Here is a 13,837-nt window from a genome sequence, read left to right as displayed (position 1 = left end):
TCAATAATGGACTCAATGGCTATAATGATTTTATCAAAGTACACAGATAGTTATGATCTTTGTTCCTATCCACAAATGCTATACTAAGGGTAAACAGGAGAGAGAGGACCCAAATGTTTACACATAAAGTAGATGAAGAAATCAGTTTGAAATTAAAAGAAATTCAAGACAGTACAGAGATCTTCGCATTGATCGATCAGTCCAGAACGCATTTGAAACAGTGGATGACTTGGGTGGACCAGGTTCAGTCTGTAGAGGACATCGACGAGGTTACCCGTAAGCATTTGCTAGAATTCACAGAGCAAAAAGCGGTCCATTTTGTCATTCTTTATCATGGAGAAGTCGCAGGCAGTGTCAATATCAACGACATCGACTGGTCTATCAGATCTGCCGAGATCGGTTACTGGCTTGGCGCTGAGTATACCGGAAAAGGTATCGTGGTAAGAACGGTCAAAAGTCTTCTTGACTATGCCTTCAACAAGTTGGCCTTACATAAAATAGAAATTTGGGCGGCAGAAGGCAACTCTAAAAGCCGGTCGATACCGGAACGCTTGGGGTTCGTCCGGGAAGGTATGCGCAGAGATAACGAACTGATCGACGGAAAATATGTAAACATGATAATATATGGTATTTTAGAAGATTAGTGGAGTAAATAAGAGCAAAGATTTTTTGAGATTGCTTTTGTCATATTTTGCTAGTCGACTATAAAAACATTTTATTATAATCAATTAAAAAGAACTAGCGAATTGAGTCAGAAATGATTTCTTATGAAAAAGTGAATAACCATAGGTACTTCAAGGGTATCAATGGTATACTGATTCAAAGAAGCAAATTGGGACGGGGGATGAATCATGCACATATATGCAACGAAGAAATTAATGAAGGGTTTCAAGAAATCAGAGAAAATGGCAACAGAACCGATTGAAAACGTCACGTTTCTTGAAGACACTGATTCACCTGATGGGCATTCCTTTTTTGATTGGCATGCCAATATTGCTCAAATCGGTACTGATGAGTGTTTGATTATGACTCATGATCGGTCGGGTTTAACTCTACTCTTTTTGAATATGTATGAAGAAGAATTAATCGAATTTTATGACTGGTTTGAAGAAGCGTTCTATGATTTGTTGGAAAAATTAGGATTTAGTCACCACAGTATCCAGCTCTGTCTCACTGACTCAAACGGTTACGGATTGACCATCAGTAAAGCTACGGATTCAAAGAAAATCGGTCGTAATTCTTCAGTGATCAACCTTGTGAGACAATTGAACTACTATCAAGAGGATGATTATAATGTTCAAAGCTACTGGCAATATCAAATAAGTCGCTTGAACACTTCTTTGAAGCAAGACGAGAAGCCATTTGAGCATTTCATAAATGAATATGAGGAAGTCATCGGTCCAGTCACCTATGCTGTGGAAATGGTGGAATTTGAAATTCGCTTGCGGATGGAAATGCTACCTGATGTGATTCGCATCGTACAAATGCCCATGTCTCTCACTTTTGAGGATCTGCATCAAGTTATTCAGACGATTTATATGTGGCAGCACATGCACTTGCATCAGTTCATTTTAGAAGACGGGTCGACCATTATTGGGGCAGAGCAAAAATATAACATGGAACAGTATCAAATGGGTGGAAATCAAGAAGCGTATACTGCGAGTCAGTTGAAATTAGCTGACGTGATCACACCAGCAGAAAACGGCGTCATCACATACGTTTATGATTTCGGAGATTCTTGGGAACATTCCATCCGGGCAAGGAAATTTTATTCTGAGAAAAAGCGTATGTTTCCTAAGTTGACGCTCATGTCCGGTGACCCTGTACCTGAGAACGTTGGAGGACCTCCAGGCTATCAATATTTTCTGGAAGTCATTAATGATCCAGTACATGATGAACACAGTGTTATCAAAGAATGGTCCAAAGATTATTTATCGCGTCTGAATATTTATAATGACGTCAATCATTTTAATCATGAGCTTAAGAGAATGCACACCTGAAAATTTGTTCCGAGTGTTCTTGCTAAGTTAAGCTTACACGAACAATGGGGTAAGGGATTTTTTTGTTTTTGCATGAGTATATAGGAGTATAAAAATAGCGTGATATGGTATGATTAATAGTGACGATAACGAAATTGTTTAATTTGTTATCTAAATAATTCTGTGAGGAATGTCTATGAAGAATTGTGTTGTTGCCATACCTGTTCTAGAGCCAAATGAAGCATTCATACCCTATGTAAAACAACTCATACAAGAAGCGTTCACATCCATTGTGATCGTGAATGATGGAAGCAGCAGCGATAAAACGTCTGTCTTTGAACTTTTGGATAAATTGCCTGAAGTGACAGTGTTGACACATACCATTAATATGGGAAAAGGACGTGCATTAAAAAATGCCTTTAATTACATATTAAATGATTCCGAACTCTCTAAAAGACATGGTGTCATTACGGTTGACGGAGACGGACAACACGAAGTAAGTGATGTCTTAAAAATCTGCAGTCAGCTAGATGGAAAAACAGCGGTCTTGCTCCTGGGTGTGAGACACTTCAGTGAAGATAATGTGCCGTTATCAAGCAGATTAGGCAATACGATGACCAGACGTCTCTTTAAACTTCTTTACGGAGAAAAAATAAACGATACACAGACGGGTCTTCGAGGGATTTCTTTAGATGTGTTGCCTGAGTTTGTCGCCATCGAAGGTGAACGATTCAGTTATGAAACAAATATGCTGATCGTAGCCATTCAAAAACGAATTGAAGTTCAGGAAGTGCCCATTCAAACGGTTTATATCAAAGACAATGAAGAGAGCCACTTCAATCCCTTTAAAGATTCTGTGGAAATTTATGTATTGTTGTTTAAAAACTTTTTTAAGTTCATGAGCGTGTCGTTCACTTCTTTTCTGATTGATATTTCTTTTTTTCAAGTGTTCCTTTTGGCTTTAAGTTTTTTGGTAACGAAAAGACGGATTATGGTGGCCACTTTGCTGGCAAGGGCAATATCCAGTTTACTTAATTATATTGTAAACAGAAAGTGGGTCTTTGAAAGCAACAAACGCTGGGAAAAAACATTGTTCAGTTATTATTCGTTGGTCGCTGTACAAGCATTTGCTTCAGGACTAAGTGTATATTGGTTGTTTCAGTTGACCGGCGTGCGAGAAGTGGTTTTGAAATTTTTTGTGGATACTCTGTTATTCGTGCTCAGTTACCGGATTCAAAAGTTTCTAATATTTAAAGAGCGAAGAAAGAAAAAAGACTAGTCCAACTTCCTCACTTAACTAACGCGAGAGAGTCGGAACTAGTCTTTAATATAACGGTAATTTGTTATTTCGTAATGATTGTTTCTGCAATAAAGGCGTCTGAGCGATATTTCGATAAACTGTATTCGATCGAATCACCTGTATCCAAGTAAGCGATTTGTTCGGTCATTGCTATCGGATCATTATGTTCGATACCAAGATGACTGGCTTCTTCCTCACTGGCTTTTTTTACAGTGAAACGGCGATGGGCACTTTGGATCGTTAAACCCAAATCCTCTTTAATATATTTATAGATAGAACCTTCGAGGTGTTTTTTCTCTAAGCCTGGAACACGTTCGATAGGGATATAGGCATGTTCTATTACAATCGGTTTATCGTCAACGAGCCTTACTCGGTGAATATCGTAGACAAAGCTTTCAGGTTTAAGATTCAGTTTGTCCTGAACGATTTCGTCAGCCTGCACAACTTTAAAAGTTAAAATTTCACTTTTCACATCATTGTTATTATAGAAGAGAGAAAAACCACTGATTTGGTTGGTCTGAGTAATACGCAAAATTTCTTTTTTGCTTAAGTCTTTCACAAATGTCCCGGAACCGCGGCGTTTGATAATTAAACCTTCTTCAACTAATAAGTCTAGGGCACGCTTCACTGTCATCTTACTCGTATTGTAACTTTCGCATAAATCTTTTTCGAAAGGGAGTTGTTCGGTAGCAGTATAATCGGCATTGATTATTTTTTCTTTGATATCGGTATATATTTCTTCATATTTCTTCATAACGCACCTCACTTTCGTTTATAGAATTATTTCACATTTTTGAGTATACCATAAGGAACATTAAACACAATACCATTACATGATAAGTATACATTTGTAACATGGTATTAAATAACATGTTATATATTAAATATGATATACTTAATTGTAGGAAAAATCAAGCATTAGGAGGGCTAAACATGTTAAATAATTTAAAAAAAGGCTTAATTGTCTCTTGTCAGGCAATATCTGATGAACCGTTACATAGTTCATTCATTATGGGTCGTATGGCTAAGGCAGCAACTGAAGGTGGCGCGGTAGGTATTCGTGCCAATTCTAAAGAAGATATAGCAGAAATAAAAAAACAAACAACCTTGCCTATTATCGGCCTAGTCAAAAGACATTACCCAGATACAAAAGTCTACATTACAGCGACAATGAAAGAAGTGGACGAGTTAATGGACGTGGGTTGTGACATGATCGCACTCGACGCCACCAAACAAGTAAGACCAAACGGTCAAACATTGGAAGAGTTCGTAGAGGCTATTCGTGAGAAGTATGATGATGTTTTACTGATGGCTGATACGTCAACTGTCGAAGAAGGGGTGGAAGCTGAACGTTTAGGATTTGACGTGGTTTCTACAACATTGGTTGGTTACACCACCTATACTATGGATCAGTCGATCTTTGAAAATGACTATGCAATGTTAAAAGAATACGTGAATGCCATTTCTGTTCCGGTAATAGCTGAAGGCAATCTCAATACACCAGAAAGAGCCAAAGTCTGTTTAGATAAGGGTGCATACGCAGTTGTTGTTGGCAGTGCGATTACGCGGCCTCAAGTGATAACTAAACGCTTCGTTGATAAGATGAATGAATAAATACTGAATGAGTGGACCATAGACTGACGACCAACCCGAAGTCAAACGAGTAGCGTTTGACTTTAGGTCTCATCGTTCTGTGTCCACTTTTTTATATTTCTGGAAAGATGAAAGTGACCGCGTTGGGCCAGTTTTCGCAACCTTTGAAATTGAGAGGAGTATTTACCTTCGTTGGTGAGTATGAACCATAATGTTCACCAGAGTTTATACATTTCTTCAGCAGTCACTTGTTCTTCAATAAAAATGAGAAAAAGGGAAACCTTCGACCCATTTGGGTCGAAGGTTTCCCTTTTTAATATCCGAAATAGGAATCAAAGACAATGCGTGTAAAATTAATGTTGTTTTCTCTTAAACGTTTACTGATATCTTTGACACTTTTTGGCTTGCCAGCTATATAATAGATGGCATCATTACCTAAGGTATACGCCAATTTCAAATAGGTCTCCCGGGTTTGTTCACGACCCGTTGTGTAGAATAGACGGAATCTTGGATTGTTTAAAGCCATGCTGTCTAATTCGTCTTTGAACAAATGCGTGTCAGAAGATGAATAGACAAGAAATACATCTCGGCGCGTGTCGTTTTCAAGCTGTTTGATCATGGCCCGGTCGGGTGTAATACCAATACCGGCTGCAATCAAAACGATAGGAGAGGTGTCGTCTTTCACTTTGTACCATCCAAAAGGGCCGAGCATATTCACTTTATCTCCTTTTGAGAGAGAGAAAAGCACCTGCTTGAAATTACTGACAGGTTCGTTGGCACGGGTAGCGATCATCATTTTATTTTCCGAAGGGGAGGAAGCCACTGAGAAGATACGAAACGATCGACCTGTGACTTTCTTTCCTGGGAGGGTAAATATCCCGTGTTCCCCTGGATCCCACGTTAGTCCTTTTGGATAATCAAACGTAATGACGTAATAATCATCGTGTGGATTTTCGATCGAATCAATGGTCAAGCTCGTCCGGCTGAACATGCCCGTAAAATCGTTGACTTTCATTTTTTTAACTCCTTTCGACATCTTTATGTTTATTTAAAAGTAAATAAAATAGAAAAACCCGTTAACTCACTAAGAAAGCTTAATCAGTTAACGGGTTTTTATTTTATCGATTAATTATTTACGTACATCTCTGATTTTTCGAAGTGTTTCAACATCTTCATCAGAAATTTCAAAGTCTAGATCTCTATTTTCTTTGATACGTCCTTCATGAGATGATTTTGGTAAAGGAAGCGTATCTCTTTCCAAACAGTAACGAATAGCTAGCTGAGCAACTGTTACGCCATATTTTTCAGCCATCTCTTTAAGTTCCGGCATGTCTAATACTTGACCAGTAGCTAAAGGTGAATAGGCTTCTAAAACGATGTTATGCTCTTTACAGAAGGCTAACAATTCTTCCTGATCTTTACCAATGTAAAAGGGTATTTGGTTAGCCATTGGAACGATGTCGCATTGATCCAAGATCGGTTGCAGGTGTTTGATCTCAAAGTTTGAGACACCGATCGCTTTGATTTTACCCTCATTGTATAATTTTTCCATTGCTTTCCAGGACTGAACGTTTCCTTCGGTACAATCTTTACCAATTTCATCCCAAGGCCATGGTGCATGGATAAGGTATAAATCGAGATAGTCGACACCTAAATTGGTGATTGTTTTATTGAATGCCTCAAGTGTTTCATCGTAGCCTTTAATTTGAGCAGGCAATTTGCTTGTAATGAAAATTTCTTCTCTTGCTAAATCAAATTCATGGATGGCTTTACCCACATTTGGTTCATTGCGGTAAGCTAAAGCAGTATCGATGTGAGTGTAGCCGTTTTTCAGTGCCATTGTGACTGCATCATAGGCGTCTCTGTTAGGGATTTGCCATGTACCAAAACCAATACTTGGAATCGTTACACCATTGTGAAAAGTAAATGTTTGTTTCTTCATCTTTTACATTCCTCCTAAAAATTTAATTCTTTATGAGTATAGCGTAAACAAGATGAAAATGCTTACTTTTTGTTTATAAAATAATTGATTTTACTTGTACGTAATTAAGATCAAAAATTCACCCTCAATATTAGTGTTCCCCTCAACAGTGAGACGTCTCAGGATAACTGTCAAACGGACGTCCTCGTTTTCTTCTGTGAACATCATTTTCTCTAGTGGTTGTTGCGAATTTTCCACTGGAACTTCATATGCCAGTTCTCGAATGAAAGATAAATCGTAAGTGAGTACCGAGGAGTCATTTTCCAGCAGTTCAACACTGAATGCATCACGTTCTGTAACAAATTTTAATGAATACGGTTCGTTATCTAAATCAACATTGATCTGAAGATCCTGATACGTGGACAGTTCCACTAATTCATCTACATCAGCCAAGGGAATTACGTTTGGCTGCGTCATATCGAGTTCCATATAAGCATAGTTCGAATCAGACGGAAAGGGTCCATCGATGTCGCTGCCATAATAATAATGGAAACTGGGATTAAAGCCAAAGGTTTGCTCAAAATCGCGGTAATAATCAAAACTACTCGGCAGCCAGTCGAGTTGATCCAGTTGTTCCTGTTGATTCAGATAATTCATACTGTAACTGAATTTTGCTTTTTCTTCATCTGATAACGTCTTATCCAACTGTAAAGTAGTTTCTTCATCTATTTCAGCAGATTCTACGATATTGTTCACTTTGCTTAGCTGATTGTTGATGCCGATTGAAACAGCATCTATCATTGGCAGGATCGATATCACACCTAAGCCAATCAGTAAGAACGGAATCAGTATCTTTTTGGATTTCAAGAAACTGTAGATAAGCGTGCTGATGATAGAAAAAACACCGAATAGCAATACGAAATAACGGCCGTGAGTAAGTCCAATGTCATAAGTTTTCAGACTTGATGAAACCGTCTGAAAGATGGCAACAACGAATAAGAGATAGGGAAAGAAACGGCTAAACATCCGTGAGAGTTTTTTGTCCACATTTTCAGCTAAAAAGAGGGTGACGATACCCGCAATAGTATAACTGATAAGCAACGGTTCCATTAAATTATCTTTCCAGAACTCACCTGAAATATTGATCAATATATAGGCAATTAGAATAGCACTGAATACGAGTAATACAGGAATAATAATATAGGCTATCAAAATTTCAAGTAAAGGTGGAATACTCTTCGCTTCATTTATTGTTAGGTCGTGTATTGTTTCATCAAACACCGGTAGTCTTGAAAGCAGATAAACCGGTCCGACAAAAAGATACACAATGGCGGCGCTGTAAGAGAACCAGCGAGCATCAAGGTTGTAGATCAATGTTGTATAAGCACTCAAAATAGCACTTATGCCGATAAACAAGATCACTGAAATGAGTAAACTTGAGAAGAAGGCTTGTATATAGATGATTAGTGAATCGCTGAACGTAAGGCGAGAACGCAGTGTTGGCGTTACCAGCAACAAGATGACAAAGATAAAATAGAGAACGAGGGTGCGGATTGAACCCGACTGATTAAATCCTAATGGCGCTTGTCGCAAGTAGAAATAATACAAGAGGGGTAAAATCAGACTACCTAACTTGATTCCCCATAAATATAATTTATCGATCAATAGACGTTCAGAATAAAGCTGAATGGACACGACCAGTAAAATGCCAAGGCCTAAACTTAACACGTGATTCATGTAATCCGGTTCGCCCCTGGAATAGATATCGGCCAGGGTAAACATAACAATTAATACAAGCAGAGCGATAGCGATTGGAAAGCGAGAAAAAGTAGCTAACCACTGCGTTTTTCTTTGTATCAGCCAATCTTTTACAGACATGATGATCTCCTCCAATTTTGAACTTTTTATTACTTTTAGTTTACGACTTCATTACAAAATTAGCAATTATAAAGAATGGTATAAGGGGGCGATATAATTGATGTTTATATTGTTTCAGGGAGGTTCTTTTAAGTGATTTAATTAGCTGATCAAATAATTGAAAGGGGCGTAATGCATTTGAGGATTGTATCAAATAAAAGAAGAGATTAGAACAAGTCCAATCTCTTTTGATAAGTCATTATTTAGTTAAATACTAAGCCGTTTCACTCATTATAAAACGCCTTATTTAAAACTTCAACGCGGGTATCCATGGTTTCTTTAGTCAACTCGCTGGCGGCAAACAGGTCAAATGAATGAAAAGCGTTTCGTACACAATGGGTCTGCACCTTGACGCCCGCTCGTTTTAGAGCTTTAGCTAAGAGCAACCCTTCATCTCTCAACGGGTCATATTCACACACTTCAACGTAAGCATCCGGCAGTCCGGTGAATGAGTCGGCTTCCATGGGTGAGGCATATTCATTCGGCAAGGTAATTTCATCTCTAATATAAAGCGACCACATCATTTTATTGAGTTTCACACTCCAATAAGGAAATTCATGCAGAGAATTTGAACGCATCCGGGCATCCGTTACGGGATAGATGAGAAACTGATAGAAAAAGGGTTGTGATCCCTGATTTCTATAATATAACGTGACATTACTGGCTAAAGTCGCACCCGAACTGTCTCCGCCGATCGCAATTTTGTCGGTATCAATGCCAAGATAATCAGTATGAGTCAATACCCACTCGCTGGCTTTCAGTGCATCATAAAAAGGGTCTGGAAATGGATGCTGCGGTGACAAACGATAATCAACGTCGATCACGATGGCATTCGTCCGCAAAGCATATTGCGCCGTCAGACGTTTAATATGTGGGGGACGGGTCAAGAAGTAGGAACTGCCATAAAAATAAAGCAGGGCCGGGGACGGATAATTAACGTTGTCGGGAGTGTAGATGATCAATTTAATCATGTCGCCATCCGTGGTCGATATTCGGACATGTTTTTCTTTTACACCTTCAGGGAATGGAACCGTTTTTCGAGCCAGAGTAATCGTTCTGTTCAATAAAGGAAGAACTAAAGGAGAGAGGAGGAGGGATAGCGGTTTGTACTTTTTGACGTCATTATAAATCGAAAACTGGGTCATATGCATTCTCCTTTCCGTATCAGGGATAACCGAACAATTTATTTTGTTTTGTTGTAATTTTATACCTATAGTGTAACTTTATTCACACACAGGCTCAATTATTTTCGACTTTTACTACAAATTCGGAATAAATTGTGAAAAAAGCTGTTTTACCTTATCTTTTATATATATTATAGTGTATAATCACTATACACATAATCTAAAAATAAGGAGTTTTAATGTGAAAAAGTGGACGATATCCGTTATTGTGGCAACTTTAGCAGCTCTTCTTTTATATATACCCGTTAACAATCTACATATTCAGTACAACGAACAACTATATGAAGACGCCAGAATGCAGGCCATTTATCATTTAGACTTCATTCGTGATGGTATTCAGTCCCAACTAGATAGTAGTTTGTATTACGCGGACTTTTTTGAAATGATCGTCAGTCAGAATCCTGATGTTACCGAAAAAGAACTACGCACATACAGTGAATTTATCATTGAACGCAATTCAATGGTAGATAGTATCAGTTTAGCGAAAGATGGTATCATTCATTTTATTTATCCCTTAGAAGGAAACGAAGAGGCCCTTGGATATAACTTGCTGGAACAGCCGGACCGCAAACCGTATCTGGAAGAAGCGATCATAAAAAGAAATTCGGTAGCACAAGGTCCCGTTGAAGCGGTGCAGGGCGGGAATAAAATATTCAATCGTAAACCTGTGTTTATCGAATCAGATAACACCGAAGAAGTTTGGGGATTTGCTAGCGTAACAATCGATTTAGATCATTTAGTAAAAAACAGTGCTTTATCGAATGATTTACCCGAATATGATTATGCAATCAAAGTTGAATCTGCTTGGTCACAATCTGTTTTCTGGGGTGAAGAGGAAGTCTTCGAGTCTGAGGCTATTACAGCTTCGATTTTATTGCCTGAAAACAATTGGACGATTGCGCTGATTCCGGTAGACGGCTGGAATAGAAACATATATTACCATAGTTTGGAAACTCTCATCTTTTATGTCTTGATACTTATCATCTTTATATTTGTCATGTTCTTTGTGCATCAGTACATCACCAAACGAGAACTTTCAAGAACGGATGAACTCACACACTTACTGAATAAAAAGACATTTGAACAGTCTGTGACAAGTGTATTAAGATATTCAACAAAGAAAAACGGGCTAGTACTGATTGATTTCAATGATTTTAAACTGATAAACGATACACATGGTCATTTAGTCGGGGATAAAGTATTAGCCATAACAGCTGAACGAATATTGCACACCTTGAAAAAATCTGATCTAATTGGTCGCATTGGTGGAGACGAGATTATGATACTAGTTAAGGATATGGAATCTGAGAAAGAACTTGAAAAAATAAAAGACCGTGTAATCGAGCAAATAGAAAAACCGATCTTATTTAATAATATAATCATCCATCCCTCTATATCGGTGGGTCATACACTGATCAGTCATCTGCTGCCATTTAATCATCTCTATGAGATCGTAGATAAAAAAATGTATAGGGACAAAACGATCAAAAAAGTCATACCCACGTTACCATTCAAGCAACCAGATTTGGAATCATGAATACAAGCGAAGTCACGGATAAGTGGTAAATTAAATAGTCAGTGTTATTTCTGATTGTTTAGAAAAAAACTATTTATCATGGCTTTTTTGGTGCGTCACGGGTAGGATAGATTATAAAGATTAAAGATAAGGGATGACAGCTAGTTATGAAGAAGAAGGAATTGCCATTTTATTATGGCTGGGTAATTGTTGCAGTTGGCGCTTTAAGTGTATTCTTTTCCTCACCGGGACAGACATTTTCAGTTTCCATTTTTATAGATTTTTATATTGAAGAATTTGGATGGAGCAGGAGTCAAATCTCTAGTTTTTATTCCATCGCTACTTTAGTTTCCGGTTTATCCATGCCGTTTGTGGGAGACATCATCGATAAACAGGGACATCGAAAAGCCACAGTGATCGTGGCAGGCCTATTCGGAGCAACTTTGCTATGGATGAGTGCTATTAGGGCCCCTTGGATGATCCTGATCGGTTTCCTGTTCATTCGAATGTTTGGACAAGGATCGTTGACATTGATTCCTTCCGTTTTAATTCCTCAGTGGTTCGAGAAAAAACGGGGAAGAGCGTTATCTCTGATTTCAATAGGTGGCGTCATAGGTTCGGCGTTAGTTCCACCACTCAATAACTTTTTGATTCAAACGTACGGATTATCTATTGCTTGGCTTTTTTGGGCAGGATTGATGTTACTGGTCATGCTGCCTGCTGCGGCTTTATTGATTCGCAATCGTCCAGAAGACATGGGTCTGCAGCTTGATGGAGTAAAACCCTTTGAGTCTGATGAAACACAGAGATCCTCTAATGAAGAGCTAGTCAAAAAAGAAAAAGTGAAGGCGTGGACGCTGCAGGAAGTAAAAAAGACGCGTACGTTCTGGTTTTTGATGTATTCTTCAGTTGTTCCAGCTTTAGTTAATACAGCAATGGTCTTCCATATGGTATCGATTATTTCTGGTAAAGGTCACAACACGGCTTTTGCGGCGTATTTACTCAGTACGATTGCTTTAGTACAAATGGGAATGACATTTGTTGCCGGTTTTGTTTTAGAAAAAGTTAAAGTTAACATCGTTAAAGCCTGGAGTTTTGTTTTATATGTCGTGGTTATTTTATTGCTTACATATGCTGAACACGCTTCGTTATTGATAGTCTTCGCTGTTTTTCAAGGGATTTTCATTGCCTTTGACGGGGTATCGTCCAATATCATCTGGGCGGATTACTACGGACGAGCTAATCTTGGGAAAATTAGAGGAGTCGCTATGTCAGCCATGGTTATCGGATCAGCTTTAGGTCCGCTTCCTTATGGTATCGCTTTTGATGTATTGGGTGGGTATAAAGAAATTCTACTCGCATCATTGATACTACCGATACTTGCAAGTATCGCGATGTTCATTTCTCCTGCACCAACGATTGCAGATAAAAAAGCTCTAGGAGCTGAATAAAAATAATTTGTGATAAACAAAAGCCCTTATTCGATACGTCGTGAACTGCCCCCTGTCAAGTAGACAGGTAAATAAACAAAATAGTTTGTGCCATGTATGATTACTTTCATGCATGGCTTTTTTCTTATGCTGGAATTTTTAATCCCATCTTGAGTATGACGCGTTTCGTATTATAGAACACCACATAGCGTTCTATATCCGTTTCTAATGCTTCAAACGTGTCATAGGTGGTTAACCGATACATTTCTTTTTTGATAATGCCCCAAAAGCTCTCCATCGGACCGTTATCAATCCATTTTCCGACACGGGACATGCTCTGTATAATTTTGTTTTTTTTGACAAAGCGTTTATATCCATGTGATGTGTACTGGAAGCCGCGATCACTATGCAATAATGTTTTCGTTGGGATGAGACTGTCCTCGATTTGAGTGAGTGTATCATGAACTAACGCATTATTATTACGTTTAGATAATTTAAACGCGATGATATGATTCTCTCCGTAGTCGAGAATCTCACTGAGATACGCTTTTGACTGCTGGCCATACTTGAATTCTGTGATATCCGTTAACAGGACTTCCATAGCTTTATAGTCCGCTTGAAATTCTCTATTGAGTATATTCTCAGCGACATGTGCGGGCTTATGCGGTTTATAGGTATACCGTTTACGACGGATAACGGCTTTTAATCCGAGGAATCGCATCAAACGATACACACATTTATGATTCACCTGGGCGTTAAGAAAATGATTAAGGTAAATCGTCATGCGACGATAACCGTATATTCCCTTAAGTTCGTCATAAACGGTTTGAATGAGTGTGATCAGGTGTCTCAGACGCAATTCTGATTCGAATGGTTTGCGGTTTAGCCACTTATAATACCCTGCCCGACTGACATTTAACACATCACAGAGTACGGTTATTTTGAATCCTTCTTTGTCGAGTTTTTTAATTGTTTGAAATTCTGCTTCATACCGCGT

Annotated in this window: 12 protein-coding genes; 6 read left to right on the top strand and 6 right to left on the bottom strand. The window is 38.4% G+C overall.

All coding sequences use genetic code 11. The features are described 5' to 3' along the window. The first annotated feature begins 113 nt into the window (after window positions 1–113). The 3 genes from AX762_RS04860 to AX762_RS04850 all read left to right on the top strand — a co-directional run bounded on the left by AX762_RS04860 (window position 114) and on the right by AX762_RS04850 (window position 3,258). On the top strand, window positions 114–644 hold the full coding sequence (locus AX762_RS04860) for a GNAT family N-acetyltransferase (protein ID WP_071848036.1): 531 nt from the start codon (window positions 114–116) through the stop codon (window positions 642–644). Window positions 645–851: 207 nt separating this feature from the next. Then, a complete protein-coding gene (locus AX762_RS04855) occupies window positions 852–2,000 on the top strand; it encodes a plasmid pRiA4b ORF-3 family protein (protein WP_071848035.1) in 1,149 nt (382 codons plus the stop codon). 175 nt (window positions 2,001–2,175) lie between these two features. Next, on the top strand, window positions 2,176–3,258 hold the full coding sequence (locus tag AX762_RS04850; RefSeq protein ID WP_071848034.1) for a bifunctional glycosyltransferase family 2/GtrA family protein: 1,083 nt from the start codon (window positions 2,176–2,178) through the stop codon (window positions 3,256–3,258). A gap of 64 nt (window positions 3,259–3,322) precedes the next feature. Here the strand turns inward: AX762_RS04850 and AX762_RS04845 are convergent, their stop codons facing one another. After that, window positions 3,323–4,033 (bottom strand): GntR family transcriptional regulator, encoded by a 711-nt coding sequence (locus tag AX762_RS04845; protein ID WP_071848033.1) that lies wholly within the window; start codon window positions 4,031–4,033, stop codon window positions 3,323–3,325. 179 nt (window positions 4,034–4,212) lie between these two features. Between AX762_RS04845 and AX762_RS04840 the strand changes: the two genes are divergently transcribed. Beyond that, window positions 4,213–4,893: an N-acetylmannosamine-6-phosphate 2-epimerase gene (locus tag AX762_RS04840; protein ID WP_071848032.1), complete on the top strand. Its 681-nt coding sequence runs from the start codon at window positions 4,213–4,215 to the stop codon at window positions 4,891–4,893. A gap of 292 nt (window positions 4,894–5,185) precedes the next feature. On the opposite strand, the gene AX762_RS04835 is transcribed toward AX762_RS04840, so the two are convergent. The 4 genes from AX762_RS04835 to AX762_RS04820 all read right to left on the bottom strand — a co-directional run bounded on the left by AX762_RS04835 (window position 5,186) and on the right by AX762_RS04820 (window position 9,855). After that, window positions 5,186–5,887, bottom strand: coding sequence for an FAD-dependent oxidoreductase (locus AX762_RS04835; RefSeq protein WP_071848031.1), 702 nt, complete (start codon window positions 5,885–5,887; stop codon window positions 5,186–5,188). A 114-nt stretch (window positions 5,888–6,001) separates the two neighbouring features. Beyond that, the gene (locus tag AX762_RS04830; RefSeq protein WP_071848030.1) at window positions 6,002–6,814 is read right to left on the bottom strand and encodes an aldo/keto reductase; all 813 of its coding nucleotides are present in this window, start codon (window positions 6,812–6,814) and stop codon (window positions 6,002–6,004) included. A gap of 90 nt (window positions 6,815–6,904) precedes the next feature. Further along, window positions 6,905–8,671, bottom strand: coding sequence for a DUF4153 domain-containing protein (locus tag AX762_RS04825; protein WP_071848029.1), 1,767 nt, complete (start codon window positions 8,669–8,671; stop codon window positions 6,905–6,907). 263 nt (window positions 8,672–8,934) lie between these two features. After that, window positions 8,935–9,855, bottom strand: coding sequence for an alpha/beta hydrolase (locus AX762_RS04820; RefSeq protein WP_071848028.1), 921 nt, complete (start codon window positions 9,853–9,855; stop codon window positions 8,935–8,937). A gap of 220 nt (window positions 9,856–10,075) precedes the next feature. Here AX762_RS04820 and AX762_RS04815 point away from each other — a divergent pair, with 220 nt between their 5' ends. Both AX762_RS04815 and AX762_RS04810 read left to right on the top strand, forming a co-directional pair. Continuing rightward, entirely contained in the window at window positions 10,076–11,431 is a 1,356-nt protein-coding gene (locus AX762_RS04815) for a diguanylate cyclase domain-containing protein (protein WP_071848027.1), read from the top strand. Window positions 11,432–11,577: 146 nt separating this feature from the next. Then, the gene (locus AX762_RS04810; RefSeq protein ID WP_071848026.1) at window positions 11,578–12,861 is read left to right on the top strand and encodes an MFS transporter; all 1,284 of its coding nucleotides are present in this window, start codon (window positions 11,578–11,580) and stop codon (window positions 12,859–12,861) included. A gap of 124 nt (window positions 12,862–12,985) precedes the next feature. Here AX762_RS04810 and AX762_RS04805 read toward each other — a convergent pair. Next, window positions 12,986–13,837 (bottom strand): IS3 family transposase (locus AX762_RS04805; protein ID WP_143139297.1); only part of this gene is annotated, 852 nt, incomplete at its 5' end.

The sequence above is a fragment of the Alkalibacterium sp. 20 genome (assembly GCF_001885615.1).
Lineage (GTDB): Bacteria > Bacillota > Bacilli > Lactobacillales > Carnobacteriaceae_A > Alkalibacterium.
The sequence above is the reverse complement of the archived record's forward strand: the minus strand, read 5'-3'. Positions and strand labels throughout refer to the sequence as shown.

Coding starts and splice junctions, on each gene's coding strand:
- AX762_RS04850 (WP_071848034.1), top strand. CDS start 2,176: ATGAAGAATTGTGTTGTTGCCATACCTGTTCTAGAGCCAAATGAAGCA.
- AX762_RS04860 (WP_071848036.1), top strand. CDS start 114: ATGTTTACACATAAAGTAGATGAAGAAATCAGTTTGAAATTAAAAGAA.
- AX762_RS04845 (WP_071848033.1), bottom strand. CDS start 4,033: ATGAAGAAATATGAAGAAATATATACCGATATCAAAGAAAAAATAATC.
- AX762_RS04820 (WP_071848028.1), bottom strand. CDS start 9,855: ATGACCCAGTTTTCGATTTATAATGACGTCAAAAAGTACAAACCGCTA.
- AX762_RS04830 (WP_071848030.1), bottom strand. CDS start 6,814: ATGAAGAAACAAACATTTACTTTTCACAATGGTGTAACGATTCCAAGT.
- AX762_RS04810 (WP_071848026.1), top strand. CDS start 11,578: ATGAAGAAGAAGGAATTGCCATTTTATTATGGCTGGGTAATTGTTGCA.
- AX762_RS04835 (WP_071848031.1), bottom strand. CDS start 5,887: ATGAAAGTCAACGATTTTACGGGCATGTTCAGCCGGACGAGCTTGACC.
- AX762_RS04855 (WP_071848035.1), top strand. CDS start 852: ATGCACATATATGCAACGAAGAAATTAATGAAGGGTTTCAAGAAATCA.
- AX762_RS04840 (WP_071848032.1), top strand. CDS start 4,213: ATGTTAAATAATTTAAAAAAAGGCTTAATTGTCTCTTGTCAGGCAATA.
- AX762_RS04825 (WP_071848029.1), bottom strand. CDS start 8,671: ATGTCTGTAAAAGATTGGCTGATACAAAGAAAAACGCAGTGGTTAGCT.